Source organism: Streptomyces sp. NPDC002232 (assembly GCF_042890295.1).
Lineage (GTDB): Bacteria > Actinomycetota > Actinomycetes > Streptomycetales > Streptomycetaceae > Streptomyces.
This window is the reverse complement of the sequence record NZ_JBIARV010000003.1, coordinates 123999-149811: the sequence shown is the minus strand read 5'-3', so window position 1 is coordinate 149811 and position 25813 is coordinate 123999. Positions and strand designations below refer to the sequence as shown.

Genomic DNA, 25813 nt, shown 5'->3' with positions numbered 1-25813 from the left:
GCGGCCGGGGGCGGTTCTAGTCTGGTGCGGACAACAAGCGCGAATCGGGCTCCAGGAGTGTACGGATGGATCACAGCGGGCACGGCATGACCACGGATCTGCCGCCGTTCACGCTGGGGCGGGGCCTGGAGTTCTCTCCCGACCTCTTCTTCCTGGTCGGCTGCCTGGCGGCGCTCGGTCTGTACGGGTGGGGCGTGGTGCGACTGCGGCGGCGCGGTGACGCGTGGCCGGTGGGCCGGACCGTGCTGTTCACCGTCGGCGTGCTGTCGGTCGCGCTCATGATGTGCACCAAGCTCAACGACTACGGCATGGTCATGTTCAGCGTGCACATGGTGCAGCACATGGTGATCTCCATGCTGTCGCCGATCCTGCTGCTGCTCGGCGCGCCGGTCACCCTGGCGCTGCGGGCCCTGCCGGTCGCGGGCCGGGGCTCGACGGGGCCGCGCGAGCTGCTCCTGAAGCTGCTGCACAGCCGGTACCTGCGGGTGATCACGCACCCGGCGTTCACGATCTCCCTGTTCATCGCGAGCCTCTACGGGCTGTACTTCTCGCCGCTCTTCGACTTCCTGATGGGCTCGAAGGCCGGTCACATCGGCATGATGGTGCACTTCCTGATGGTGGGCCTGGTCTTCTTCTGGCCGATCATGGGCGTGGACCCGGGCCCGCACCGGCCGGGGTACGTGATGCGGATGCTGGAGCTGTTCGCGGGGATGCCGTTCCACGCGTTCTTCGGCATCGCGATGATGATGGCGACGCAGCCGCTGGTGGACGCGTACAAGAACCCGCCGGCGTCGCTCGGGATCGACGCCCTCGCCGACCAGAACGCGGCGGGCGGCATCGCCTGGGCGTTCAGCGAGATCCCGTCGGTCCTCGTCCTGATCGCCCTGGTCTATCAGTGGTACCACTCCGAGCAGCGGCAGGCGGTCCGCAAGGACCGGGCCGCCGACCGGGACGGCGACAAGGAGCTGGAGGCGTACAACGCGTATCTGGCCTCGCTCCGGGCCCGGAGCCGCTGACGCCCGCTCCCCCACGGACCGCCCCGGGTCCGGTGCCGCTCGCGGCGCCGGACCCGGTTCGCGTCTCCGCCCCGACGACGCCGCACGCGGTGCACGCCCCCCGGGGCGGACATCCGGCGCACGCCGGAGCGTCCGGGGAGTAGCGCGCGCCCCTCTCCCGGGGTCACGATGGGCTGGACGGCTTCCGCGGCCCCGGTCGCCCCGGTCGGGAGGAGGCGGGCTGATGTCCGGTCCCACGAAGACGATGACGGTGCTCACCTGCGCCGCGCTGCTGCTGACGACGGGCTACACGGTGGCGCTCGGCAGCAGCGGCTGGCTCTGGTTCGGCCTGGTGGTGCTGGTCGTGGCGACGATCGGGATGGCGGCGGCGGACAGCGCCGTACCGCAGTCCCCTCCGCGCCCCCGGCCGCCGGGACGCACGGGCCCCTGATCCGCTCCGGTCGGCCCGATCGGGCCGGACTGCGCGAGCCCGGCCCGGTCGACGGGGAACGCCCTAGGAGCGCGGGGCCAGGACGATCCAGACCTGGCCCGTGGCGAACGGGAGGGGAGCCCCGTCCGGGGTGGTGAACGTGGTGCCCGACGAGACCGAGGGCCGCGTCCAGCGGGCCTCGTACGCGCGGCCGTCCCGCAGGACGAGCGCGGTGCCCCGGCCCACGGTCTCGCTGTACGGGGAGACCGAGCCCAGCCGGTCGTGGAACCGGGAGGGCCGGACCGTGACGCGCTGGACGACGACCGTCTCCGGGGTGAGCGGGCCGGTGTCCGTGGCGCGGGCCGGGCGGCCGTCCATGGCGACCCTCCAGGCACGGTCGGCGGCGGACCAGGTGAAGGTGTAGCGGGCGGCCGGGAAGCGGACGGTCGAGGTGGTGACGGCGGTGCCGCCGGACGGGGCCGGCCCGAAGCGGAAGCCGATGTCCCGGGCGTCGTCGGCCCCGGGGGCGGCGGCGAGCGCCCGGCCGGGACGCACGTAGAGGTTGTGCGGGGCGGGCCGGTCGGCCGAGCGCAGGAAGGCCCCGGGGGTGGTGCCCTCGCTGACGAGGTCGAGGGGCGCGGCCCGGAGCAGCGGGTTCAGGGCGGACTGGGCTCCGGAGTAGGCGAGGGCCGGGCGGCCGAAGTTGCCGAGCAGCGCGATGTCGGACTCGCGGGCGCTGCGGACGGGTCCGGTGAGGGCGGGGAGGTGCGAGGAGTAGACGGCGAGCAGCCGGGTCACACCGCCCTCGACCTGCTCGACGTAGACGAGGTCGGCCGCCCCGAGGCCGGTGTGCGGCCGGGCCGCCGCGACGTTGTCGATCTTGACGGCCAGGACGGGGGCGGGCCGCGCGGGGAGACCCGTGAAGGGCGAGAGGCCCGCGGGCGTGGTGGGCGCCGCGGGGCTCGTGGAGGGGGGCGGCGTGGCGGGCGTGGTCGTCGGCGTGGGGCTCGGCTCCTGCGAGCCGGTGCCGGAGCAGCCGTACAGCCCGGCCGCCGCCACCGCGCACACCAGCGCGGTGAGGACGCGGCCGGGGCGTCTGGCCCCGCGCTCGCCCGTCATGTGACGCTCCCCCACCAGTGGACCACGGGCCCGCGGGGGGATACAACGGGCGTGACGGATGTCGAACGGGGGTCACGCGTGTTCTACCAGCTGATGAAGCACGTCCTGCTCGGACCGCTCCTCAGGCTGCTGTTCCGGCCGCGGATCGAAGGGCTCGAACACATCCCGGAGGACGGGGCCGCGATCGTGGCGGGCAACCACCTCTCCTTCTCGGACCACTTCCTGATGCCGGTGGTGCTCGACCGGCGGATCACCTTCCTCGCGAAGCAGGAGTACTTCACGGGGCCGGGTCTCAAGGGCCGGCTGACGGCCGCCTTCTTCCGGGCCGCCGGGCAGATCCCGGTGGACCGGTCGGGGAAGGAGGCCGGGAAGGCCGCGATCCGGGAGGGGCTCGGCGTCCTCGGGCGGGGCGAGCTGCTCGGGATCTACCCCGAGGGGACGCGCTCGCCCGACGGGCGGATGTACAAGGGCAAGGTGGGCGTCGCGGTGATGGCGCTGACCGCCGGGGTCCCGGTGGTGCCCTGCGCGATGGTGGGGACCTTCGAGATCCAGCCGCCGGGGAAGAAGGTGCCGAAGATCCGCAGGGTGACGATCCGGTTCGGGGAGCCGCTGGACTTCTCCCGCTTCGCGGGGTCGGCCGGGGAGAAGACCGTGGTCCGCGCGGTGACCGACGAAATCATGTACGAGATCCTGCGCCTGTCGGGCCAGGAGTACGTGGACGAGTACGCGGCGGTGGTGAAGGCCGCGGAGCCCGACGGGACGGCCGGGGCGGAATAGTTCCCGGGCGGGTGACGCCCAGGGCGGATCCGCGCACGGCGCAATCCTCTGGGCCACCGCCCCGCGCACCTCTAGCGTCGCCTGCATGACCAAGGGAAACGCGTTCGTGCTGGGTGCGACGGGACAGGTGGGGCGGGCGGCCGTGCGGGCGCTCGTCGCGGACGGCTGGGAGGTGACGGCCGCCTCCCGGGGCGGCGCCGGGGACGGTGGCTGGCCCGAGGAGGTGCGGCCGGTCCGCCTCGACCGGGACGAGGAGGGCGCGCTGGCGCGGGCCCTCGGCGAGGGCACCGACGTGCTGGTGGACATGGTGGCGTACGACGCCGGGCACGCCGCCCAGCTGACCGGGCTCGCCGACCGGATCGGCTCCGCGGTGGTGATCTCCAGCGGGGCCGTGTACGAGGACGAGGAGGGGCGCAGCTTCGACACCCAGGACCGGCCGGACGGCTTTCCGCGCTATCCGGTGCCGATCTCCGAGTCGCTGGCGACGGTGGCCCCGGGCGACGGCACGTACGGCACCCGGAAGATCGCCCTGGAGCGGGGGCTGACGGAGGCCGGTGAGCGGCTGCCGACGACGCTGCTGCGGGCGGGGGCGATCCACGGGCCGCACTGCCGGTCGCCGCGCGAGCTGTTCTTCGTGAAGCGGTCCCTCGACCGCCGTCCGGTGCGGGTGCTCGCGTACGGCGGGGCGTCGCGGTTCCATCCGGCGCACGTGGACAACCTGGCCGAGCTGATCCGGCTCGCGGCGGCCCGGCCCGGCACCCGGGTGCTGAACGCGGCGGACGGGGAGGCGCCGACCGTCGCGGAGATCGCCGCCGCCGTCGACGCGGTCGTGGGGGTGGAGAGCGAGCTGGTGCTCGTGGACGGGCCGCCGCCCGTGGGCATCGTGGGTCAGACGCCGTGGGGCCTGGACGCGCCGATCGTGTACGACATGACGGCCGCGGAGCGGGAGTTGGGCTACCGACCGGTGGTGGGGTACGCCGAGTCGCTGCCGGCGACGGTGGAGTGGCTGGCGGAGCGGCTCTCGGGGCGGGACTGGCTGGAGGCGTTCCCGAAGCTCGCCGGGTACGGGCAGGACTGGTTCGACTACGCGGCCGAGGACGCCTGGCTGGCCTCCCGCTGACGGCGGAAGCGGACAGCGAAGCTGACGGCGAGAGCTGACGGCGAGAGCTGACGGCGAGAGCTGACGGCGAGAGCTGACGGCGAGAGGGGCGGGCCGTCGGACGGCCCGCCCCTCCCTCACCCGGTCACGGGAGGTGTCACGGCTTCGGAGTGGCGTGCGGGGCGCACACCTGGTCCGTCGCGTCGACCTTGCCCGTCAGCAGGTACGTCTCGACCTTCGGGTTGATGCAGGGGTTCACCAGACCGGTGACGCCGTGCGAACCCGCACCCTTCTCGGTGATGAGACGCGAGCCCTTGAAGCGCTTGTGCAGCTCGACCGCGCCGACGTACGGCGTGGCCGCGTCCCGCTCGGACTGGACGATGAGCACGGGCGGCAGGCCCTTGCCGGTCTTGACCTGGGTCGGCTTCTGCGAAGGAGCGGACCAGGTGGCGCACGGCAGGTTCATCCAGGCGTTCGCCCAGGTCATGAACGGGTACTGGGCGTGGAGGCGGGAGTTGTCCCGGTCCCACTTCTTCCAGCTCGTCGGCCAGGGCGCGTCGGCGCACTCGACGGCGGTGTAGACGGCGTTGCCGTTCTCCGACGCGATGTTGCCCGCGGTGTCGGTGAGGTCGGCGGCGGCGCCGTCGATGAGCGGCTGCGGGTCACCGGCGGCGTACGCGCTCCAGGCCTGGGCGACGGGGGCCCACGAGGAGTCGTAGTACGGGGCGCTCTGGAAGAAGCCGATGAGCTCGGCCGGTCCGACCTTGCCGCCCAGGGGCGCCTTCTTGGCGGCGGCGCGCAGGGTCACCCACTGCTGCTGGACCTTCGCCAGGGTGTCGCCGAGGTGGTAGGTGGCGTCGTTCTGGGCGACCCAGTTCATCCAGTCCTTGAGGCGACCCTCGAAGGCGATGTCCTGCTCCAGGTTGGCCTGGTACCAGATGTTGCTCTTCGCCGGGTTGACCACGCTGTCGACGATCATGCGACGGACGTGGTCCGGGTACAGCGTGCCGTAGACGGCGCCCAGGTAGGTGCCGTAGGAGACGCCGATGAAGTTGAGCTTCTTCTCGCCGAGCGCGGCCCGGATGACGTCGAGGTCACGCGCGGTGTTGCGGGTCGTCATGTGCGGCAGCATGTCGCCGCTCTTCTCCGCGCAGCCCTTGGCGTACGCGGCGGCCAGCTTGCGCTGGGCCAGCTTGTCCGCCGTGCTGTCCGGGACCGGGTCGGCCTTCGGGCCCTTGACGAACTCGGTCGGGTCGACGCAGGAGATGGGCGCCGAGTGGCCGACGCCGCGCGGGTCGAAGCCCACGAAGTCGTACGCCTTCGCCGTGTTCACCCAGAGCGCGCTCTTGGTGGTGACCCGGCGCGGGAAGCGCAGGCCGGAGCCGCCGGGGCCGCCCGGGTTGTAGAGCAGCGCGCCCTGGCGCTCGGCCGGGGTGCCGGTGGACGTGGCCCGGTCCACCGCGAGCTTGATCTTCTTGCCGTTGGGCTTGGCGTAGTCGACCGGGACCGTGACCCAGCCGCACTGGATCGGCTTCTCCAGGCCCCAGTCGGCCGGACAGTCCTGCCAGTCGATGCCGGCCTGGGCGGCCCGGGCGGCGGCCACGGCCGCGCCGCGCGCCTCGTCGTCCCGGTCGTGGCTGGTGGCGGCACCGGCCGTGGGCGCCGCGAGCGCGGTCGCCATGAGCGTGCCCGCTATCAGAGTGCCGGCCGAGCCGAGCACTGCTGTGCGTCTCAATGGTCCTCCCCCAGAAGGAGTCTGTGTGTCCGGGGGATCCTTTCGCTCTTGGGGCTCGCGATGAAAGGGCGAACACCTGTTTCTTTGCCGAACCAATAACCGGTGAGCGGTGTACCGCTGAGCGGTGAACGCGCGGAGCAGGTCAGAACGGGACGAGTCCGGCGAGCGCCTCGTCGAGGACGCGGCGCAGCGCGAGCGCGTCCGGGGCGACGGCGGTGACGAGGGCGGCGGGGCCGGCGAGCGGCGCGACCACCGCGTTCTCCCCGTACAGCCGCGTCTCCACCGGCTTCTCGGTGAACGCGGGGTCGACGACGAGGAGTTGGCCGGTGGCCCCGTGCCCGCCGAGGACCGCTCCGCCGTCCCAGCCGTCCGGGGCGCCGGGTCCGAAGGCCAGCTCCTGGTCGAGCAGCGGGCGGCCGGCCCGGCGGACGGTGAGGCGGCTGGTGAGGGTGCCGGAGAGCTCTCCGTGCCGGCCGAGGACCAGCTCCTCGCGGAGGACCAGCCGCGCCGTGGCCGCGAGGTCGACGGTGGTGCGCATCCGCAGGTGCGAGCCGGCGGCGGAGACGAGCTGCTCCGGCAGCCAGCGCAGCACCGCTCCCTCGCCGACCCGGACGCGGACGTCGTACGCGGCGGGGTCGGTGGTCCGGCCGGGCAGGGCGAGGGTGGCGGCGGCCGAGTCGACCTGGAGCCGGGCCCCGTCCCGTACCTCGGTCTCGATCGCGAGCCGGTCGCCGCCGAGCGGGGCGCTCATCGCCCCGACGACGGTGACCCGGGTGTACGGTCCGGCGGCCCGGGTGCGACGCAGGGCGAGGGGCCCGTCGCTCACCAGGAGGGGCAGTCCGCCGTCGGCGTCGGCGGCGATCCGGGCGGTGGCGCGCAGGCTCACGCGGTCCACGCTGCGAGCTGTGCGCGGACCCAGTCGGCGACGGGCGCGACGCCGTTCTCGCCCCGCAGGGAGGTGAAGGCGACGGGCAGGTCGCCGCGCTGCGCCCTGGCGTCGTGGGCCATCCGCTCCAGGTCGGAGCCGACGTGCGGGGCGAGATCGGTCTTATTGATGACGAGGAGGTCGGCGGTGGTGACGCCGGGGCCGCCCTTGCGCGGGATGTCGTCGCCGCCGGCCACGTCGATGACGAAGATCTGGGCGTCGACGAGCCCCCGGGAGAAGGTGGCGGTGAGGTTGTCGCCGCCGGACTCGACGAGGATGAGGTCGAGCGGCCCGACGGAGTCCTCCAGATCCTCGACGGCCTCCAGGTTGGCGGAGATGTCGTCGCGGATGGCGGTGTGCGGGCAGGCGCCGGTCTCCACGGCCTGGATGCGCTCGGGCGGCAGGACGGCGTTGCGGAGCAGGAACTCCGCGTCCTCCCGGGTGTAGATGTCGTTGGTGACGACGGCGAGGGACAGGGTGTCGCGCAGGTCGCGGCAGAGGGCGGCGACGGTGGCGGTCTTGCCGGAGCCGACCGGTCCGCCGAGCCCGATGCGCAGCGCGCGGCGGATGCCGTCGGGGCGGTGGGCGTCGGCGGAGACGGCGCCGTGGTGGGTGTGGGCGTGGTCGAGGTGCATGGTGGGCTCCAGGAGGTTCGGAGGGCGGTCGGGTGGCCGGTACGCGGGCGCGCGGCTCAGGACGCGAAGAGGCGGACGGGCCAGGCCGCGTGCTGTTCGGCCATGAGGTCGAGCAGCGGCGCCGAGGCGGCGGGCAGGGCGTCGATCCCCTCCCGGGCGGCCGAGGCGGCCCGCTCGGCCACCCGGTCCATCTCGGGTGCGAGACGGGCGAGGACGGCGGTGGCCTGGTAGGGGTCGAGGCCGAGCAGCCGCACGACGGCCGTGGCCGGTCCGCCGACGGTCTCGTACGCGACGCAGTGGGCCGCGTCCTCGGGGGCGAGCCCGGCGGCGCGGGCGGCGGTGCCCAGGACGACGGGCTGGTGCGCGCCGCGCGGGAACGCGGCGGCGAGGGCGTCGAGTTCGGCGCTCGGCCAGGTGGCACGGGCGGCCCGCATCAACTGTCGGCCGAGTCTGCGGGCGGCCGCGCGCAGGGCCGGTGAGGGGGTGCGGGCGTCGGCCGCCGCGTCGAGCTCGTACGGGTCGAGTCCGTGCGCGGCCCCGGCGGCGAGCGCCGCCGAGCTGAGGCCCGTGGTGTGCAGGCGGCCGCGGCAGAAGGACTCCAGGCCGGCGGCGTCCCCGATGCGGCCGGCGCGGACGGCGGCCTCGGCGCCGCCGGAGTGGGCGTGCCCGCCGGCGGGGAAGCGCCCGTCGGCGAGCACGAGGAGGGTGGCGCGCGACATCAGAAGAGGAAGTAACGCTGGGCCATGGGCAGTTCGGCGGCGGGGGCCGGTTCGACCGGCTCGCCGTCGATGCTGACCGAGAAGGTGTCGGCGTCGACCTCGACCCGGGGCAGGGCGTCGTTCTCCCGCATGTCGGCCTTGGTGACCCGCCGGGTGGAGCCGATGGGGGTGAACTCCTTGTGCACGCCCAGCTTCCGGGGCAGGTCGTCCTCGATCGCGGCCTGGGCGACGAAGTTGACCGAGCCGGCCGCCGCGGCGCGGCCGAGGGCGCCGAACATCGGGCGGGGCAGCACCGGTTGCGGGGTGGGGATGGAGGCGTTGGCGTCGCCCATCTGCGCGTACGCGATCTGGCCGCCCTTGACGACGACGAGCGGCTTCACGCCGAAGAAGGCGGGCTCCCAGAGGACCAGGTCCGCCAGCTTGCCGGGTTCGACCGAGCCGACGAGGTGGCCCATGCCCTGGGCGACGGCCGGGTTGATCGTGTACTTGGCGACGTAGCGGCGGGCCCGGTGGTTGTCGGCGGCGCCGTCGCCGGGCAGGGCGCCGCGGCGCTTCTTCATGACGTGGGCGGTCTGCCAGGTCCGCATGATCACCTCGCCGATGCGGCCCATGGCCTGCGAGTCGGAGGAGATGATCGAGATGGCCCCCAGGTCGTGGAGGACGTCCTCGGCGGCGATGGTGGAGGGCCGGATGCGGGACTCGGCGAAGGCGAGGTCCTCGGGGACGGCCGGGTTGAGGTGGTGGCAGACCATCAGCATGTCGAGGTGTTCCTCGATGGTGTTGACGGTGTGCGGCCGGGTCGGGTTGGTCGAGCTGGGCAGCACGTGCGGCTCGGAGACGACGGTGATGATGTCGGGGGCGTGCCCGCCGCCGGCGCCCTCGGTGTGGTACGCGTGGATGGTGCGTCCGGCGATGGCGGCGAGGGTGTCGCCGACGAAGCCCGCCTCGTTCAGGGTGTCGGTGTGGATGGCGAGCTGGGCGCCCGTCTCCTCGCAGACGCTCAGGCAGGCGTCGATCACGGCGGGGGTGGCGCCCCAGTCCTCGTGGATCTTGAAGCCGAGCGCGCCGCCGCGCAGCTGGGAGTGCATCGCCTCCCGGGACATCGTGTTGCCCTTGCCGAGCAGGCCGATGTTGACGGGGAAGGTGTCCAGGGCCTCGAACATCCGGGCCATGTGCCAGGGTCCGGGCGTGATCGTGGTCGCCTTGGTGCCCTCGGCCGGTCCGGTGCCGCCGCCGACCAGGGTGGTCACACCGGTGGCGAGGGCCTGCTCGACGACGGTCGGCGAGATGAAGTGGACGTGGGTGTCGACGGCTCCGGCGGTGACGATGCGGCCGTTGCCGACGATGATCTCGGTCTCGGGGCCGATGACGAGGTCGGGGTGGACCCCGTCCATGGTGTCGGGGTTGCCGGCCTTACCGAGCGCGGTGATCCGGCCGTCCCGTATGCCGATGTCCGCCTTGACGACGCCCCAGTGGTCGATGACCACGGCGCCGGTGATGACGGTGTCGGGGGCGCCCTCGGCGCGGGTGGTGCGGGCCTGGCCCATGGACTCGCGGACGACCTTGCCGCCGCCGAAGACGGCTTCCTCGCCGGCGCGGCCGGGACCGCCGCAGCGGTCCTCCTCGATCTCGACGAGGAGGTCGGTGTCGGCGAGCCGGACGCGGTCGCCGGTGGTGGGGCCGAACAGGTCGGCGTAGACGGCGCGGTGGAGGTCAGGCACGGTCGCCGTCCTTGTCCTGCTCGGTGGTGTCGGTGGTGGCGGAGGACGCGGGCGCGTGGGCGGCTCCGGGGGCGTCGAGGGGGCCGGCGGTCTCGCCGCGCAGTCCGGGGACGATCCGGCGGCCGGCGATCGGCACCAGTTCGACCTCGACGGGGATGCCGGGCTCGAAGCGGACGGCGGTGCCGGCGGCGATGTGCAGCCGCAGCCCGCGGGCGGTGGCGCGGTCGAACTCCAGGCCGGGGTTGACCTCGGCGAAGTGGTAGTGGGAGCCGACCTGGACGGGCCGGTCGGCGGCGTTGAGCACGGTCAGGCGGGTGACGGGGCGGCCCTCGTTGAGGGCGACGGGGCCGTCCGCGTACAGGATCTCTCCGGGGATCATCGGCGGGCGCCCGTTCAGACGATGGGGTCGTGGACGGTGACGAGCTTGGTGCCGTCCGGGAACGTCGCCTCGACCTGGACGTCGTGGATCATCTCCGGGATGCCGTCCATGACCTCGTCGCGGGTGAGCACCTTGCGGCCGGAGGCCATCAGCTCGGCGACGGTGCGCCCGTCCCGGGCGCCTTCCAGGATGTGGGACGTGAGGAGCGCGACGGCCTCGGGGTGGTTGAGCCGCACACCGCGGGCCCGGCGCTTCTCGGCCACGTCGGCCGCCACATGGATGAGCAGGCGCTCCTGCTCGTGCGGGCTCAGTTGCACTCTTCCACCTCACAGTCGTCGACCGGGACGGCACCCGGACAGCTGCGGACCCTACCGACCGTCAACACTTTGTTGAACTGCGAAGATGCGGTACGCGGCCAGACATTGCACGTTAGGGCGGAAGTTTTTCCGGCTGGTTAACTCCGGCTTTGCGATCTCATGATCGTGCTACCGGAAGGGGGTCCTCCGGTCCGGACATCGACATCAGGCCACGCAGTCCGTCCTCCAGGACCTCGACGGCCACGTCGCCGAAGAGCGCCTGCTGGGCGATGAAGCCCTGGGCGGTGGCGATGAGGGTCCGTGCCACATGGTCGGAAGGGACGTCGGCCCGCAGCAGGCCGCTCTCCCGATAGACGGTCACGAGCCGCGTCCACGCGGCCCGCATGCCCTCGTACCCCTCGACGAGGGTCACGGCCAGCTCCTCGTTGCGCAGGGTCTCGGTCCACACCTGGATGATCAGGCGGGCGAAGGCCTGCCGGTCGGCGCCCTCGACCCGCTCCTCCAGGACGAGCCGGAGGACCGCGCCGAGGAGGACGTCGGGGGTGGGCGGCGGCGTGGCGCGGGAGGCCTCCTCGAAGGCGCTCCGGATCGAGGTGAAGGCCTCGGTCGCGATGGCCCCGATCAGCTCCTCCTTGCCGCGGAAGTAGCGGTAGACCGCACCCGCGGACAGCCCCACCTCCGCGAGCACGTCCTGCATGGACGTGGCGTGGAAGCCGTTGCGCGCGAAGCAGCGCGCGGCGCCGTCGAGGATCTGGCGCCGCCGGGCGTCGAGGTGTTCCTGGGAGACACGTGCCATGGGGCCGAATCTAAAACGAATGTTCATTCTTGACAACTTCCGGAGAGCGGCGCACCCTGGGGCCGTTGCAAAACGAACGATCCTTCTCTTTGAATCGAGGCCGTCATGTCCGCCGCCACCGCCCCCTCGGCCGCCCCGGGGCGCAGAGCCCTCGCGGTCCTCGTGCTGATACCGGTCGTCGCGGCCCTGGTCCTCGCGGTCTTCGCCTGGCCCGCCGCGCGCATCGCCCCCCGCGACCTGCCGATCGGCGTGGCCGGACCCGCGTCCGCGGCCGACGCGGTGGAGCGGAAGCTCGGGGAGCACGACGGCGCCTTCGAGATCCACCGTTACGCGGACGCCGCCGCCGCCCGGGCCGCGATCGAGGACCGCGACGTATACGGAGCGGTGGTCGTCACCCCGGGCGGTACGGAGCTCCTGACGGCCTCGGCGGGCAGCCCCGTCGTGGCGGGGCTGCTGCGGGACGCCGTGGCCGGACAGGCCCCGCCCGGGGCGCCGGTGACGGTGACGGACGTGGTCGCGGCCCCGGCGGGCGACCCGCGCGGCGCCGTGCTCGGCGCCAGCCTGCTGCCGCTGGCCCTCGTCGGGGCGGCCACGGGCGTCGTCACCGTCCTGCTCGGCCTCGGTGGCGGGCGCGCCGCCGCGGCCCTGGTGGGGGCGTCGGCCCTCGCGGGACTGGTGGGCGCGGCACTCGCCGACAGCTGGCTCGGCGCGCTGACCGGCGCCTGGTGGGCCGAGGCCGGCGTCCTCGGACTGACCGTCCTGGCGATCGGCTCGGTCTTCGCGGGGCTCGCCACGCTGCTGGGGAAGCCCGGCTTCGGACTCGGCGCCGCCCTGACGATCCTGCTCGGCAACGCGTTCTCGGGGATGACGAGCGCGCCGGAGCTGCTGCCCACCGGCGTGGGCGCGCTCGGCCAGTTGCTGCCCCCGGGCGCCGCGGGCTCGGCCCTGCGGTCGGTGTCCGCCTTCGACGGCGCGGCTGCGGGCCGCCCCGTCCTGGTCCTCGCGCTGTGGGCGGCGGCGGGTCTGGCCGCGACGGCGCTGGGCGCCCGGCGGCGCCGCCCGGACGCGGCTCCCGCGCCGGAGCGGGTCCCCGCACCGGCCACGGCGGGCTGAGCCCCGCGCCCGAAGGCGTGGCCCCGCCGGTCCGACGCGACCGGCGGACGCCCTCAGGACGGCCGCGTACCCCCGCTGTAGCGGACGGGGGTGCGCGGCTTCTTCATGCCCCGGACCGAAACCGGGGACCGGTGACAGTGCTTCGGGACCGGTCAGGAGCCTCCTGGACCCGTCAGGAACATCCGGGACCCGCCGGGGGGGCTCCGGGTGCGATGCGCCGAACAGGGACCGGTCAGGAGGCCCCGGGGTCGCGATGGTGGGCGGCGATGCCGAAGCGGTGCTGTTCGCCCGGAGCGGAGTCGACCGGGCGGAACGTGGAGAGCGATCGGACCACCTGCTCGTCGGTCGGTTTCTCGGCCGCCTCCAGTTCCTCCAGGTCAGCGGCGGACACCAGGGCGACGAGCGGCTTCCCGTGGCGGGTGACGACGACGCGTTCCCCTCCGTAGACGACGCGGTTGATGAGGTCCGCGAGCTCTGCCCGCGCTTGCGTCACCGGGATCTCGTAGGTCATGCTCCTCATCTTACGGCCTGTACGTCCTGTACATTTTTTACAGAGAGCTGGAGGTGCTCAGCCATGCACGCCCGCTACGTCCTGCCCGAGTTCACGGAGCGGACCTCCTACGGAACCCGCACCCTCGACCCGTACTCGAAGCTCCTCGAAGGCCGGATCGTCTTCCTCGGCACGCCGATCAACGAGGCCTCGGCGAACGACGTGATCGCCCAGTTCCTGTACCTCGACCACGCGGCCCCCGGCCAGGACATCGCGTTCTACATCAACTCCCCCGGCGGCTCGATCAGCTCCATGACCGCCGTCCACGACACGATGCGGACGCTCTCCTGCGACGTGGCGACCACCTGTCTGGGCCAGGCCGCGTCCACGGCCGCCGTCCTGCTCGCCGCCGGCACCCCCGGCAAGCGGCTCGCCCTCCCCGGCGCCCGTGTCACGCTCCGTCAGCCGGCCATGGACGAACCCCTCCAGGGGCAGCCGAGCGACCTGGACATCCACGCGCGCGAGTTGCTGCGGCAGCGCGCACTGGTGGCCGGGATGCTCACCGAGTACACCGGGCGGAGCCGGGAGCGGATCGACGCCGACATCGACCGCCTCACCGTCCTGGACGCCCCGGCGGCCGTCGCGTACGGCCTGGTGGACCAGGTGATCACGAGCCGGCGCGACGCCGGCGCGGCGTGGTGAGCCGGCCGTGGTGCCCGAGCCGCCGCCGCTGCCCGCACTGACCCGGGCCGAGGGCGAGTTGGTCGACGCCTACCTCGAAGTCGTCGACCTCCTGGGGAAGATCAACCCGTCCAGGAGCACCCACACCTACGGGGCGCTGAGGGCGGCTCAGGCCCTGGTGGGACGCGCGGTGGCGCTGCGCGAGGCCCTGACGCTCATGCACGCGCGGGGCGAGAGCGAGGTGCACGCGGACACCCTGGCGCGCGCCCTACGGGTCTTGGACGGAGAGCGCCGGACCGGTCGCGTCACCGTCCCGGACCCGCGTGCGAGTTGACATTCCGGCATGTCGTGTCGAGGTCCGGACGGCCGACAGAGGGAGCGGAATCGCTCCCCCGTTCGGCGTAGTCGACGAGTCGACAAATGTGCGGGGTGAGTTGCACAACAGGTGTACGCATCTGGCGGAACCAGTCATTCCGTTGCTGGTGCGGGGCTCGTCGGCGACCCCTCCGACGATCACGAAAGCTGCCTGTCCACCTGAATGGATCAGTCGTGAGGAGCCTCACATATCGCCGTTTCAGCTCGGATTTCACCCTCGTTGTGGGTCAAGATCCCTGTCGACGACAAGCCCCCGCCATCCGAGGCGGGGCGGTCCGGGCGGACGCCGAGTCCTGCCGCTGTCCCGGATGTCTGGTCGACAGGAGTGGATCGGCAGGAGTGGAGGACCCGAGCAGTACGGGACGTACGCGCTGTTTCCGCAGCGAGGACGTCCCTTGGGGTGAAGCCGCAGCCGCGGCCGGGCATCTTCGCCAGCCCGAACCCGACAGGTCATCCTTCGCAGGCGGCTGACGAAGGGTTGCGCATGACTGCGCAGATGCACGTCCCGTCCCTGCTGTCCCGGGCCGGAGCCGTCTCGGCTCTCACCCTCGCCGCCGTCGGCGGCACGATGCTCGCACCGGGTGCGGCGTCGGAGGCCCAGGCAGCCACGACATACGCGAACAAGGCACTGAGCGTCGCCGCGTCCAAGAAGGGGGCTCCGTACCGGTACGGAAGCTCCGGACCCACGAGGTTCGACTGCTCCGGTCTGACGCTCTACGCGTACAAGAAGGCGGGCAAGTCGCTGCCCCGCACCGCGCAGCAGCAGTACAACAAGACCCGGCACATCTCCGCGTCCGGCAGACAGAAGGGGGACCTGGTCTTCTTCCACTCGGGCGGGAGCGTCTACCACGTGGGCATCTACGCCGGAAGCGGCAAGATCTGGCACTCGCCCAAGACGGGATCCTGGGTGAAGCTCGACAAGATCTGGACGTCGAAGGTCTCCTACGGCCGCGTCCGATGAGGCCCGCCGGGCACTGAGCGGTCCCGGGGTGCGGTGGCGCCGCCGCACCCCGGGACCGGGGCGTCAGGCGTACGAGGCGGCCGCCCGGATCCACGGGAGGGTGACCCAGACCGTCTTGCCGCCCTCCTCGGTCGGAGTGACCGAGAGCCGGCCGCCCGCCTCGGCGGCCAGGGACCGGATGATGACCATGCCCCGCCCGTTGTCCTGCTGGACCGCCGCCGGGAGCCGGCGGGGCCACCGGGGGTGGCTGTCCGTGACCCCGATGTGCAGCCGCTCCTCGCGCTCCAGGCGGACGTCGACCGTGAAGGTCGGCGACTGGCCGAAGGTGTGCACGACCGCGTTCGTCGCCAGCTCCGAGACCATCAGACGGATCGCGTCCACCAGGTCGTCGGCATCGTCGAGGCCCCACCCGTCGAGGACCTCGGCGACATAGCGCCGGGCCGTGGACACCGACGCCGGGTCGCTCGGCAGCGTGACGGATGCTTCCTGATGGTCTGCCATGGCGACGCTGTCCCTTTCCCGCCGGGGCTTCGGCCCCGGATCGCGCTTCGCGTCAGAGTCCCACCGATCCTGCCGCTCCGGCGGGCGTTCCACCAAGATATGTCCCATCTGTCGCCCGATGCGGTGAACTCTGCTGCCGATGAACGAGCTTGGGAATCCCGACGGGATGTCAGACGGTCGGCGCGGTCCGCAGGATCGTCTCCACCGCGCGCCCGATCTCCGCGTCCGACAGATCGGCCCGCGCCGTGAGGCGCAGCCGCGAGATGCCGTCCGGGACGGACGGGGGCCGGAAGCAGCCCACCGCGAGGCCCTGTTCGCGGCAGTCCGCAGCCCAGCGCAGCGCCGCCTCCGGGGAGGGCGCGTGGACCGAGACGACGGCAGCGTCGGGCCGCGCGGCGGTGAGCCCGGCCCCCGTGAGCAGCCGGTGCAGGGTGGTGGCGACCGCACGTGCCCGCCCGGCGAGGTCCGGCTCGGCGGCGATGAGACGCAGGCTGGCGAGCGCGCCGCCCGCGGCGGCCGGGGCGAGCCCGGTGTCGAAGATGAAGGTGCGCGCCGCGTTGACCAGGTGTTCGATCACCCGGGCCGGGCCGAGGACGGCGCCGCCCTGGCTGCCGAGGGACTTCGACAGGGTCAGGGTGGCGACGACGTCCGCGTCGCCCGCGAGCCCGGCCTCGTGCGGGGCCCCGCGCCCGCCGTCGCCCAGGACGCCGAAGCCGTGCGCGTCGTCGACGACCAGTCCGGCGCCGTGCGCGCGGCAGGCGTCGGCGAGCTCACGCAGCGGGGCCCTGTCGCCGTCGACGGAGAAGACGGAGTCGCTGACGACCAGCGCCCGGCGCCCCGGGTGGGCGTCCAGGGTCTTGGCGACGGCCTCCGGGTCGGTGTGCGGGACGACGGCGGTCTCGGCGCGCGCGAGGCGGCAGCCGTCGACGATCGAGGCGTGGTTGGAGGCGTCGGAGACGATCAGGGCGTCCCGGCCCCCGAGCGCGGTGAGCGCGGCGAGGTTCGCGGTGTAGCCGGAGGAGAAGACGAGGGCCGCCTCGAAGCCGCAGAAGTCGGCGAGTTCGCGCTCCAGACGGGTGTGCAGCCGGGTGGTGCCGGTGACGAGCCGCGAGCCGGTGGCCCCGGCGCCCCAGCGCCTCGCCGCCTCGGCCGCCGCCTCGGTGACCTCGGGCCGGCGGGTGAGGCCGAGGTAGTCGTTGCCCGCCAGGTCCAGGAGGTCCGACTCGGCCGCGCGGGGCCGCAGCGTCCGCACGAGCCCGGCCTCGGTCCGGCGGCGCGCCTCGGCGTCGGTCCAGTCGAAGGCGGTGCGGCGCGGGCCCGCGGCCCGCGCGTCGTCGTCCCGTGGCATGCGGCGATCCTTTTGTAGGCAGCGCACAGACCCTAACCGCAGGTGGCCGAGGTCGGGATGTGGTCATCCACACACCTCGATCGGGGGCGTTTGTTCAGATCCTCCTTGGCCCGGGGGCGGGCGGTAGGCAAGGATCTCGGGTTATGGACCTCCTGAACACACTGGTGGAGAAGGGGCTGCGGCGCGAGCTGCCGACCCGTGAAGAAGCGCTCGCCGTCCTGGCGACCTCCGACGACGAACTGCTCGATGTGGTGGCGGCGGCCGGGAAGGTGCGCCGTCAGTGGTTCGGGCGCCGGGTCAAGCTCAACTACCTGGTCAACCTGAAGTCCGGTCTCTGTCCCGAGGACTGCTCGTACTGCTCGCAGCGGCTCGGTTCGAAGGCCGAGATCCTCAAGTACACGTGGCTGAAGCCGGACGAGGCCTCGCAGGCCGCGGCGGCGGGTGTCGCGGGCGGCGCGAAGCGGGTCTGCCTGGTGGCCAGCGGCCGCGGTCCGACGGACCGGGACGTGGATCGTGTCGGGAAGACGATCGCGGCGATCAAGGAGCAGAACGAGGGCGTCGAGGTGTGCGCCTGCCTCGGTCTGCTCTCGGACGGCCAGGCGGAGCGGCTTCGGGAGGCCGGCGCCGACGCGTACAACCACAACCTGAACACCTCCGAGGCGACGTACGAGGGCATCACCAAGACCCACACGTACGCCGACCGGGTGGACACGGTGCAGAAGGCGCACGCCGCCGGTCTGTCGGCCTGCTCGGGTCTGATCGCGGGCATGGGCGAGACCGACGAGGACCTGGTCGACGTCGTCTACGCGCTGCGCGAGCTCGACTCCGACTCGGTGCCGGTCAACTTCCTGATCCCCTTCGAGGGCACCCCGCTCGCCAAGGAGTGGAACCTCACCCCGCAGCGCTGCCTGCGGATCCTCGCGATGGTCCGGTTCGTCTGCCCCGACGTCGAGGTGCGGATCGCGGGCGGCCGTGAGGTGCACCTGCGCTCGATGCAGCCGCTGGCGCTGAACATCGCGAACTCGATCTTCCTCGGCGACTACCTGACCAGCGAGGGCCAGGCCGGCCAGGCCGACCTGGACATGATCGCGGACGCGGGCTTCGAGGTGGAGGGCGCGGGCACGACCACGCTGCCGAAGCACCGCGCGGACGCCCTCGCGGCGGCCGGCGCGGCGGGCGGCTGCGGCTCCGAGGCCTCGGCCGGCTGCGGCGGGCACGGCGAGGAGGGCGGCGGCTGCGGCCCGTGCGGCGGCCACGCCGCTCCGGCGGCGCCCGCCGCGAGCGAGGCCCGCACCGACCTGGTGGCCGTGCGCCGCCGGGGCGCCGGCACGGATCTCGCGCCGAATGCCTGACGGCGGCCCCCTCGGCACCGGCGAACTCCTCGCCCTGGACCGGGCGCACGTCTGGCATCCGTACGGCCCCATGCCGGGCCGGTCGGAGCCGCTGGTCGTCGCGTCCGCGTCCGGGGTGCGGCTCCGGCTCGCCGAACCCGCCGAGGGCCGGACCGAGTTGATCGACGGCATGTCCTCGTGGTGGTCGGCCGTCCACGGCTACAACCACCCCGTGCTCAACGACGCGGTGAGCGGCCAGCTGGAGCGGATGAGCCACGTCATGTTCGGCGGACTCACCCACGAGCCCGCCGTCCGGCTCGCCGCCCGGCTCGTGGAGATCACCCCGGAGCCGCTGCGGCACGTCTTCCTCAGCGACTCGGGTTCGGTCTCCGTCGAGGTCGCGGCCAAGATGTGCCTTCAGTACTGGCGGTCCCTGGGCCGCCCAGGGAAGCAGCGGCTCCTCACCTGGCGCGGCGGCTACCACGGGGACACCTGGCAGCCGATGTCCGTGTGCGACCCGGAGGGCGGGATGCACGAGCTGTGGACGGGGGTGCTCCAGCGGCAGGTCTTCGTGGACGCGCCGCCCGCCGCGTACGAGGAGTCGTACGCGGAGCTGCTGCGGGCCCGGATCGCCGAGCACGCGCACGAGCTGGCCGCGGTGATCGTGGAGCCGGTCGTGCAGGGCGCGGGCGGGATGCGCTTCCACGACCCGGCGTACCTGCGGGTGCTGCGCGAGGCCTGCGACGCGCACGACGTGCTGCTGGTCTTCGACGAGATCGCGACCGGTTTCGGCCGGACGGGCACGCTCTTCGCGGCCGACCAGGCCGGGGTCTCCCCCGACGTGATGTGCGTGGGGAAGGCGCTGACCGGCGGATACCTGTCGATGGCGGCGACGCTCTGCACCGGCCGGGTGGCCGACGGGATCTCGCGCGGCGAGGTCCCCGTCCTGGCGCACGGGCCGACGTTCATGGGCAATCCGCTGGCGTCGTCGGTCGCCCTCGCCTCGATCGACCTGCTGCTCTCCCAGGACTGGCAGGTCGAGGTCAAGCGGATCGAGACCGGTCTGCGGGACGGGCTCGCCCCGGCGGCCGGTCTCCCGGGCGTCCGCGAGGTGCGGGTGCTCGGCGCGATCGGCGTCGTCCAGCTCGACCACGAGGTCGACATGGCGGCGGCGACGCGCGCGGCGGTCCGGGAGGGCGTGTGGCTGCGTCCCTTCCGCGACCTGATCTACACGATGCCGCCGTACGTGACCGGCGACGAGGACCTGGCCCGGATCTGCGCCGCGGTGCGGGCGGCCGCGGCGGAGGGCTGACCCCGGACGGGACCGCGCCTACGGGACCGCGCCCCCGTCGGCGCGGTCCCGCCCGGGCGCCCCGTGCTTCCGTGAGAGCCGCCCCGTACCTTCCGTGAGAGAGGAACCTTCATGAGCGTCATCGTCGTCAGCGGCACCGGCACCGAGATCGGCAAGACCGTCGTCACCGCGGCCGTCGCCGCCGTCGCCACGGCCGCCGGGAAGTCCGTCGCCGTCCTGAAGCCCGCCCAGACCGGCGTCGGGCCGGACGAGCGGGGCGACGCGGACGAGGTCGTGCGGCTCTCGGGCGCCGCGGCCTCCGCCGAACTGGGCCGCTTCCCCGAGCCGCTGGCCCCCGGGACCGCCGCCCGCCGGGCGGGGCTCGCGCCGGTCGGTCCCCGGGAGGTCGCCGAGGCCGCCCGGAAGCTGGCCGAGGGCCACGACCTGGTCCTCGTGGAGGGGGCGGGCGGGCTGCTCGTCCGCTTCGACGAGGAGGGCGGCACGCTCGCCGACGCCGCCGCGCTGCTCGGGGCCCCGGTCCTGGTGGTGGCCCCGGCCGGGCTGGGGACCCTGAACGGGGTGAGCCTGACGGCCGAGGCGCTGCGGGCGCGCGGGATCGCGCAGCTCGGCGTGGTCGTCGGCAGCTGGCCGGACGCCCCGGACCTCGCGGCGCGCTGCAACCTCGGGGACCTGCCGGAGGCGGCGGACGCTCCGCTGCTCGGGGCCGTACCGCAGGGGTCCGGGGCGCTGGACCCGGCGGAGTTCCGGGCGGCGGCGGGCGGCTGGCTGGCACCGGCGCTCGGCGGCACCTGGGACGCGGCGGCGTTCGCGGAGGCGCAGGCGGCTCCGGTCTTCGTAGGCTGAGGGCATGCGCGCACACGTTCAGGAGATCGTCTTCGACTGCGCGGCCCCGGCGGCGCTCGTCCGCTTCTGGGCCGGGCTCCTGGGCGGCGAGCCCGTCGACCGGAGCGGCGACTGGTCGTACGTGGAACCCCCGGACTTCGTACGGATCGCCTTCCAGCGGGTGCCGGAGGGCAAGGCCGCGAAGAACCGGCTCCACCTCGATCTGGAGGTGCCGGACCCGGTACGGGCCGCCGAGGAGGCGCTGCCGCTCGGGGCGGTCGCGGTCGGCGGGCTCGTCGCCGACGAGCACGGCTCCTTCCAGGTCATGCGGGACCCGGAGGGCAACGAGTTCTGCTTCGTGACGGGCTGAGGCGGCCGACGGTGACACGACACGCCCCCCGGCCCGCGGTCCACCACCCGTGGTTCGCCCGCTTCTACGCCCGGTTCAGCGTCTCCGCCGACGCGCGGGGCGGGCTCGCCGCCCTGCGGGCCGAGCTGCTCTCCGGGCTCTCCGGCCGGGTCGTGGAGATCGGCGCCGGGAACGGCCTGAACTTCTCGTACTACCCGGCCGGGGTCACCGAGGTCCTCGCCGTGGAGCCGGAGGCCCGTCTGCGCGCCCTCGCCGAGGAGGCCGCGCGCCGGGCCCCGGTGCCGGTGACCGTGGTGCCGGGCACGGCCGAGGCGCTGCCCGGTCCTGACGGCGCCTTCGACGCGGCGGTGGCCTCCCTGGTGCTGTGCACCGTACGGGACGTGCCGGCGGCCCTCGCCGAGCTGCGGCGGGTCCTGCGCCCCGGCGGCGAGCTGCGGTTCTTCGAGCACGGGGCGGCGGAGACGCCCGGCCTGGCGCGGGTGCAGCGGGGCCTGGACCGGACGGTCTGGCCGCTGCTCTTCGGCGGTTGCCACACCTCCCGCGCGCCGCTCGCGGCGATCGGGGCGGCCGGCTTCGACCTCGTCGCGCACCGCTCCTTCGACGTGCCGGAGCAGGGTCCCCGGCTGCCGTCCTCGCCCTGTGTCCTGGGCAGGGCCGTACGGTAATCCCTGGCAGCGGCGCCGTACCGCGTGATGGGATCGCGCCATGATCGATGTGAAGATTCGCGCCGCCCTGACCGACGAGGCCGAGGCCGTCCTGGAGTTCTGGCGGGAGTCCGCCGAGGGGACGTCCATCACGGACGACGTGCGCGGGGTGACCCGTCTGCTGGAGCGCGATCCCGAGGCGCTGATCCTGGCCACGCTGCCCGACGGCCGGATCGTGGGGTCCGTGATCGCCGGCTGGGACGGCTGGCGGGCCTCGCTGTACCGGCTGGCCGTGCTGCCCTCGCACCGTCGGCAGGGCATCTCGACGGCGCTGCTGCGCGCGGCGGAGGACCGTTTCGCCGCGCTCGGCGGGCGGCGGGCGGACGCGATGGTCCTCGTGGCGAACGAGACGGCACACATGGCCTGGGGGGCCGCGGGGTACGAGCGGCAGGAGCAGTGGCGCCGGTGGGTGAAGCCGTTCCCCGCGTGAGCGGGCGGCCCGCCACCACGCCGCTTTGCCGATCCTTTACCATGGTGTCCCCTCCCGACGACCGAAAGGTGTGAGCGTCCGCCCATGGGCGAGCCTCCCAGTAGCACTGGTTCCCACCCTCGACATCGAGCGATCCCCCTCCCTCTGACTGATCATGGGACGGAGGTGAACCGATGACCGAAGTGCTTCTGCTCGTGGTGGCGCTCCTGCTCGCTCTCGCGTGCGGTGCGTTCGTCGCGGCCGAGTTCTCCCTGACCACGGTCGAGCGCGGCGAGCTCGAAGGCGCCGTGGAGCGCGGCGAGCGGGGGGCCGCGAGCGCCCTCAAGGCCGTGCGCTCCCTCACCTTCCAGCTCTCCGGCGCGCAGCTCGGCATCACCGTGACCAACCTGGTCGTCGGCATGCTGTCCGAGCCCTCGATCGCCGCGCTGCTCCGCGGGCCCGTGGAGGCGCTCGGCCTCTCGCCCTCGGTGGCGTCCTCGGTCGCCCTCGTCCTGGGCACCGCCCTGTCGACCGTCGTCCTGATGGTCGTCGGCGAGCTGGTCCCCAAGAACTGGGCGATCTCCTCACCGCTCGCCGTGGCGAAGGTGGTGGCCACGCCGCAGCGCGTGTTCACCGCCGCGTTCAAGCCGCTGATCAGCCACCTCAACAACACCGCGAACCGGATCCTGCGCCGTCTCGGCATGGAGCCGACCGAGGAGCTCGCCTCCGCGCGCTCCCCGCAGGAGCTGGTGGCGCTCGCCCGGCACTCCGCGAAGGAGGGCGCGCTGGAGGCGGACACGGCCGAGCTCTTCGTCCGCACGCTCAACCTCGCCGAGCTCACCGCGGAGAACGTGATGACGCCCCGCGTGCAGGTCACCGCCCTGGAGGTGCAGGCCACCGCCGAGGACGTCGCCAACGCGACCCGAGCGACCGGCCTCTCCCGCTTCCCCGTCTACCGGGGCAGTCTCGACGCCGTCGTCGGCATCGCCCACATCAAGGACGTCCTCTCGATACCGGCCGAGGAGCGGCCCCGCCGCCGGATCGGGGAGATGCTCCGCGAGCCGCTGCTCGTCCCCGAGACGCTGACCGTGGACCGGCTGCTCGACCGGCTGTCGGGCAGGCAGACGATGGCCGTCGTCATCGACGAGTACGGCGGGACCGCCGGGGTCGTCACCCTGGAGGACATCGTCGAGGAGGTCGTCGGCGAGGTCCGCGACGAGCACGACCCGCACGAGACGCCGGACCTGGCGCGGGCGGGCGAGGACGCCGACGGGCGCGAGCTGTGGTCCGCCGACGGCGCCGCCCGTACGGACCAGCTGGCCACGATCGGTCTGCGGGCGCCGGACGGTCCGTACGAGACCCTCGCGGGTGTCGTCGCCCGCGAGCTGGGCCGGATCCCCGCCGTCGGGGACAGCGTGGAGCTCGCCGGCTGGCGGCTCGACGTCGTCGACGCCCAGGGCCGCCGCGCCGCGCGCGTGCTGCTGCACGCCCCCGCCGGGAACACCGGGGACGAGTCCGGGGAGGCCGGCCGATGATCGCGATCCAGCTGTTGATCGGTCTGCTCACGCTGGTCGTCAACGCCTTCTTCGTCGGCGCCGAGTTCGCCCTGATCTCGGTCCGCCGCAGTCAGATCGAGCCCCTGGCCGAGTCCGGGAACCGGCGGGCGCGCAGCGTCATCTGGGGTCTGGAGCACGTCTCCGCGATGCTCGCTGCGGCGCAGCTGGGCATCACGCTCTGCACCCTGGTCCTCGGCATCGTCGCCGAGCCGGCCATCGCGCACCTGCTCGAACCGGTCTTCGACGCGGTCGGCGTCCCGCACGGTCTGGTGCACCCGATCTCGTTCGTGATCGCGCTGTCGGTCGCCACGTACCTGCACATGCTGCTCGGCGAGATGGTGCCGAAGAACATCGCGCTGGCCGAGCCGACGCGCTCCGCGCTGCTGCTGGGGCCGCCGCTGGTGACGCTCGCGCGGGCGCTGCGACCGGTGATCTTCGCGATCAACGCCTTCGCCAACGCGCTGCTCGCGCTGTTGCGGGTGGACGTCAAGGACGAGGTCTCGGCGACCTTCTCGGACGACGAGCTGGCCCGCATGGTCACCGACGCGAGCGACGCGGGGCTCCTGGACGACCGGGCCACCGAGCGTCTGCACGACGCCCTGGAGCTGGGCCGCCGGCCCGTGCGGGACGTCGTGATGCCGGCGGAGAAGGTGGTGTACGCCCAGGTCGGCACCACTCCCGAGGAGCTGGAGTCGCTGGCGGCGCGGACCGGGTTCTCCCGCTTCCCGGTGCTCGACTCCGAGCGGCGCATCCTGGGCTACCTGCACGTCAAGGACGCCCTGGACATCACCCCGCGCGACCTGCCGTTCCCGGTGTCGGCGCTGCGGCCGATCGCCCGGGTGCGGGCGGCGACGCCGCTGGACGACGTCCTCACCGCGATGCGCCGCAGCCGGACCCATCTGGCGGCCGTGCTCGACGAGGACGGCAAGCCGGCCGGCCTGGTGGCGATGGAGGACGTGCTGCGCGAGCTGGTGGGGCGTCCGGCGGCGCCGTGACGCTCTGAACGGAAGGGCCCCGGGACACGCGTCCCGGGGCCCTTCCGGCGTCTCAGAGCGCGGTGGCCGCGAGCCAGTCGTCGAGCGGACCCCGGTCGCCGGTGTGCGTGAAGCGCGGGTCGTCGGCCGCGTACCGGCGGTGCAGCAGGAGCAGCAGCGCGCCGGAGTCCGCCGCGACGACACCGGCGGTGGGCTCGGGGCCCCCGCTCCCCCGGGTCCACCCGAAGCCGCCGCCGCCGAGGGCGAGGGTCCAGACGGTTCCGGTGTCGCGGGCGGTGAGGCGCAGGACGGCGCCGTCGCGGCCCAGGTGGGCGAGCGGCTCGGCGATCCAGGGGACGTACGGGGCGTCGGTGAGGAAGTGGTCGATCGCGTCGGCGGCGGTGCGGGGGTCGATCGGCGGCGCGTCGCCCCGGAGGGCGAGCCCGGCGTCGGCGAGGTGGACGACCGCCTCGGCGAGCAGCCGCCGGGCGTGGTGGCGGACGTGCGGGTCGGCCCCCGGCGACCAGACCGGGGTGTCCGGGTCGGCGGCGCCCAGGACCGCGAGCACGCGGTCGGCTCCGGCGGTCAGCCAGTCGGCGTACCCGGCGGGGTCCGCGGGCAGGTCGAGCGGGACGTCCTCCGCCGGGACGCGGACGGTGGCCCGGCCGCGCACCAGGTGCTCGGTCCAGCGGTGGACCGCGCCGAGGTGCCGGGTCAGGTCCGCGAGCGTCCAGCCGGGACAGGTGGGCAGCGGTGTCGTCGGCTCGGCGTCGCGCACGAGCGCGGCGAAGCGCCGTACATGGGTGGCGACGGCCGCGCAGGTGGCCGCGTGGGCGTCGGCGGCGGAAGGGGCGCCGGGCAGCACGGACGACAGGGCGGTGAGCGCGGCCGGTGCGGCTCCTCGGGAGCCGCCGGGGCCGCCGGGGTGCGCGGGGACGCGGGTCGGCGCGGCCCGCCGGGGCGCGGGTGCCTGCCGCCGCGCGGCCTCGCGGAGGAGGTCGTCGAGGGTGCGGCGGTCGGCGGCCCCGAGTCGGGACAGGGTGCGCCCGGTGCTCGCCAGCCACGTCGCGGCCGTGTCCGGATCGAGGTCCTCGTCGTCGGAGGTCTCGACCGCCGTCACCAGCTCGGCCAGTGCCTCGGCCAGCGTGCTCAGGAGCGCGTCGCTCATCGGGTTTCCCCTCCCGGGTTCTCCACGGCGTCCGTGCATACCGCACGGTAT

The 25813-nt window shown here is 73.8% G+C and carries 29 protein-coding genes and 1 riboswitch; of the genes, 16 read left to right on the top strand and 13 right to left on the bottom strand.

Annotation, left to right across the window (positions count from 1 at the left end; all coding sequences use genetic code 11):
* Positions 1-65 precede the first annotated feature (65 nt).
* Positions 66-1016: a cytochrome c oxidase assembly protein gene (locus ACFYXU_RS13320; RefSeq protein WP_329852341.1), complete on the top strand. Its 951-nt coding sequence runs from the start codon at positions 66-68 to the stop codon at positions 1014-1016.
* Between the two features lie 223 nt (positions 1017-1239).
* A complete protein-coding gene (locus tag ACFYXU_RS13315) occupies positions 1240-1446 on the top strand; it encodes a hypothetical protein (RefSeq protein ID WP_329852431.1) in 207 nt (68 codons plus the stop codon).
* A gap of 63 nt (positions 1447-1509) precedes the next feature.
* On the opposite strand, the gene ACFYXU_RS13310 is transcribed toward ACFYXU_RS13315, so the two are convergent.
* A complete protein-coding gene (locus ACFYXU_RS13310; protein WP_389457716.1) occupies positions 1510-2544 on the bottom strand; it encodes a DUF3048 domain-containing protein in 1035 nt (344 codons plus the stop codon).
* Positions 2545-2622: 78 nt separating this feature from the next.
* On the opposite strand from ACFYXU_RS13310, the gene ACFYXU_RS13305 reads away from it, so the two are divergent.
* Together ACFYXU_RS13305 and ACFYXU_RS13300 are read left to right on the top strand one after the other, a co-directional pair.
* A complete protein-coding gene (locus ACFYXU_RS13305; RefSeq protein ID WP_376509668.1) occupies positions 2623-3321 on the top strand; it encodes a lysophospholipid acyltransferase family protein in 699 nt (232 codons plus the stop codon).
* Positions 3322-3406: 85 nt separating this feature from the next.
* Entirely contained in the window at positions 3407-4441 is a 1035-nt protein-coding gene (locus ACFYXU_RS13300; protein ID WP_389408980.1) for an NAD-dependent epimerase/dehydratase family protein, read from the top strand.
* 136 nt (positions 4442-4577) lie between these two features.
* On the opposite strand, the gene ACFYXU_RS13295 is transcribed toward ACFYXU_RS13300, so the two are convergent.
* The 8 genes from ACFYXU_RS13295 to ACFYXU_RS13260 form a co-directional block, all read right to left on the bottom strand.
* Positions 4578-6155: an alpha/beta hydrolase gene (locus ACFYXU_RS13295; protein ID WP_376509558.1), complete on the bottom strand. Its 1578-nt coding sequence runs from the start codon at positions 6153-6155 to the stop codon at positions 4578-4580.
* 142 nt (positions 6156-6297) lie between these two features.
* On the bottom strand, positions 6298-7041 hold the full coding sequence (locus ACFYXU_RS13290; RefSeq protein WP_389457714.1) for an urease accessory protein UreD: 744 nt from the start codon (positions 7039-7041) through the stop codon (positions 6298-6300).
* Positions 7038-7715 carry an urease accessory protein UreG gene (gene ureG / locus ACFYXU_RS13285; protein WP_389457712.1) on the bottom strand — a complete coding sequence of 226 codons (678 nt, stop codon included), beginning with the start codon at positions 7713-7715 and terminating at the stop codon, positions 7038-7040. The genes ACFYXU_RS13290 and ureG overlap by 4 nt, the downstream gene beginning before the upstream one ends.
* A 56-nt stretch (positions 7716-7771) precedes the next feature.
* Positions 7772-8434, bottom strand: coding sequence for an urease accessory protein UreF (locus ACFYXU_RS13280; protein ID WP_376509556.1), 663 nt, complete (start codon positions 8432-8434; stop codon positions 7772-7774).
* On the bottom strand, positions 8434-10155 hold the full coding sequence (locus tag ACFYXU_RS13275) for an urease subunit alpha (RefSeq protein WP_361401131.1): 1722 nt from the start codon (positions 10153-10155) through the stop codon (positions 8434-8436). The genes ACFYXU_RS13280 and ACFYXU_RS13275 overlap by 1 nt, the downstream gene beginning before the upstream one ends.
* The gene (locus ACFYXU_RS13270; RefSeq protein WP_384569223.1) at positions 10148-10534 is read right to left on the bottom strand and encodes an urease subunit beta; all 387 of its coding nucleotides are present in this window, start codon (positions 10532-10534) and stop codon (positions 10148-10150) included. The genes ACFYXU_RS13275 and ACFYXU_RS13270 overlap by 8 nt, the downstream gene beginning before the upstream one ends.
* 14 nt (positions 10535-10548) lie before the next feature.
* The gene (locus ACFYXU_RS13265; RefSeq protein ID WP_033201785.1) at positions 10549-10851 is read right to left on the bottom strand and encodes an urease subunit gamma; all 303 of its coding nucleotides are present in this window, start codon (positions 10849-10851) and stop codon (positions 10549-10551) included.
* Between the two features lie 157 nt (positions 10852-11008).
* On the bottom strand, positions 11009-11647 hold the full coding sequence (locus ACFYXU_RS13260) for a TetR/AcrR family transcriptional regulator (RefSeq protein ID WP_376509551.1): 639 nt from the start codon (positions 11645-11647) through the stop codon (positions 11009-11011).
* Positions 11648-11752: 105 nt separating this feature from the next.
* Between ACFYXU_RS13260 and ACFYXU_RS13255 the strand changes: the two genes are divergently transcribed.
* Complete coding sequence (locus ACFYXU_RS13255; RefSeq protein ID WP_389457709.1) at positions 11753-12760, top strand: ABC transporter permease; 1008 nt, start codon at positions 11753-11755, stop codon at positions 12758-12760.
* Positions 12761-12992: 232 nt separating this feature from the next.
* On the opposite strand, the gene ACFYXU_RS13250 is transcribed toward ACFYXU_RS13255, so the two are convergent.
* Positions 12993-13271: a type II toxin-antitoxin system Phd/YefM family antitoxin gene (locus ACFYXU_RS13250; RefSeq protein ID WP_376509547.1), complete on the bottom strand. Its 279-nt coding sequence runs from the start codon at positions 13269-13271 to the stop codon at positions 12993-12995.
* Positions 13272-13334: 63 nt separating this feature from the next.
* Between ACFYXU_RS13250 and ACFYXU_RS13245 the strand changes: the two genes are divergently transcribed.
* From ACFYXU_RS13245 to ACFYXU_RS13235, 3 genes are all read left to right on the top strand, one after another.
* Entirely contained in the window at positions 13335-13952 is a 618-nt protein-coding gene (locus tag ACFYXU_RS13245; protein ID WP_389457707.1) for an ATP-dependent Clp protease proteolytic subunit, read from the top strand.
* Between the two features lie 7 nt (positions 13953-13959).
* On the top strand, positions 13960-14265 hold the full coding sequence (locus ACFYXU_RS13240) for a hypothetical protein (RefSeq protein WP_361401114.1): 306 nt from the start codon (positions 13960-13962) through the stop codon (positions 14263-14265).
* 315 nt (positions 14266-14580) lie between these two features.
* A riboswitch (cyclic di-AMP (ydaO/yuaA leader) is annotated at positions 14581-14787 on the top strand.
* Positions 14788-14790: 3 nt separating this feature from the next.
* On the top strand, positions 14791-15267 hold the full coding sequence (locus ACFYXU_RS13235) for a C40 family peptidase (protein ID WP_329852323.1): 477 nt from the start codon (positions 14791-14793) through the stop codon (positions 15265-15267).
* A 63-nt stretch (positions 15268-15330) separates the two neighbouring features.
* On the opposite strand, the gene ACFYXU_RS13230 is transcribed toward ACFYXU_RS13235, so the two are convergent.
* Together ACFYXU_RS13230 and ACFYXU_RS13225 are read right to left on the bottom strand one after the other, a co-directional pair.
* Positions 15331-15768, bottom strand: coding sequence for an ATP-binding protein (locus tag ACFYXU_RS13230; RefSeq protein WP_389457705.1), 438 nt, complete (start codon positions 15766-15768; stop codon positions 15331-15333).
* A 169-nt stretch (positions 15769-15937) separates the two neighbouring features.
* Entirely contained in the window at positions 15938-17116 is a 1179-nt protein-coding gene (locus ACFYXU_RS13225) for an 8-amino-7-oxononanoate synthase (protein ID WP_389457703.1), read from the bottom strand.
* Positions 17117-17259: 143 nt separating this feature from the next.
* Between ACFYXU_RS13225 and bioB the strand changes: the two genes are divergently transcribed.
* The 8 genes from bioB to ACFYXU_RS13185 all read left to right on the top strand — a co-directional run bounded on the left by bioB (position 17260) and on the right by ACFYXU_RS13185 (position 24615).
* The gene (gene bioB / locus ACFYXU_RS13220) at positions 17260-18468 is read left to right on the top strand and encodes a biotin synthase BioB (RefSeq protein WP_389457701.1); all 1209 of its coding nucleotides are present in this window, start codon (positions 17260-17262) and stop codon (positions 18466-18468) included.
* Entirely contained in the window at positions 18461-19759 is a 1299-nt protein-coding gene (locus ACFYXU_RS13215) for an adenosylmethionine--8-amino-7-oxononanoate transaminase (RefSeq protein ID WP_389457699.1), read from the top strand. The genes bioB and ACFYXU_RS13215 overlap by 8 nt, the downstream gene beginning before the upstream one ends.
* Before the next feature lie 111 nt (positions 19760-19870).
* On the top strand, positions 19871-20602 hold the full coding sequence (gene bioD / locus ACFYXU_RS13210) for a dethiobiotin synthase (RefSeq protein ID WP_389457697.1): 732 nt from the start codon (positions 19871-19873) through the stop codon (positions 20600-20602).
* Between the two features lie 4 nt (positions 20603-20606).
* Positions 20607-20951: a VOC family protein gene (locus tag ACFYXU_RS13205; RefSeq protein ID WP_376509533.1), complete on the top strand. Its 345-nt coding sequence runs from the start codon at positions 20607-20609 to the stop codon at positions 20949-20951.
* Between the two features lie 11 nt (positions 20952-20962).
* On the top strand, positions 20963-21616 hold the full coding sequence (locus ACFYXU_RS13200; protein WP_376509531.1) for a class I SAM-dependent methyltransferase: 654 nt from the start codon (positions 20963-20965) through the stop codon (positions 21614-21616).
* Between the two features lie 40 nt (positions 21617-21656).
* A complete protein-coding gene (locus tag ACFYXU_RS13195) occupies positions 21657-22085 on the top strand; it encodes a GNAT family N-acetyltransferase (protein ID WP_329852313.1) in 429 nt (142 codons plus the stop codon).
* Positions 22086-22258: 173 nt separating this feature from the next.
* Entirely contained in the window at positions 22259-23599 is a 1341-nt protein-coding gene (locus ACFYXU_RS13190) for a hemolysin family protein (RefSeq protein WP_389408968.1), read from the top strand.
* Positions 23596-24615, top strand: a complete 1020-nt coding sequence (locus ACFYXU_RS13185; protein WP_376509527.1) for a hemolysin family protein — start codon at positions 23596-23598, stop codon at positions 24613-24615. The genes ACFYXU_RS13190 and ACFYXU_RS13185 overlap by 4 nt, the downstream gene beginning before the upstream one ends.
* 52 nt (positions 24616-24667) lie before the next feature.
* Here the strand turns inward: ACFYXU_RS13185 and ACFYXU_RS13180 are convergent, their stop codons facing one another.
* Positions 24668-25762, bottom strand: a complete 1095-nt coding sequence (locus ACFYXU_RS13180; protein ID WP_389457695.1) for a maleylpyruvate isomerase N-terminal domain-containing protein — start codon at positions 25760-25762, stop codon at positions 24668-24670.
* Between the last annotated feature and the right edge of the window lie 51 nt (positions 25763-25813).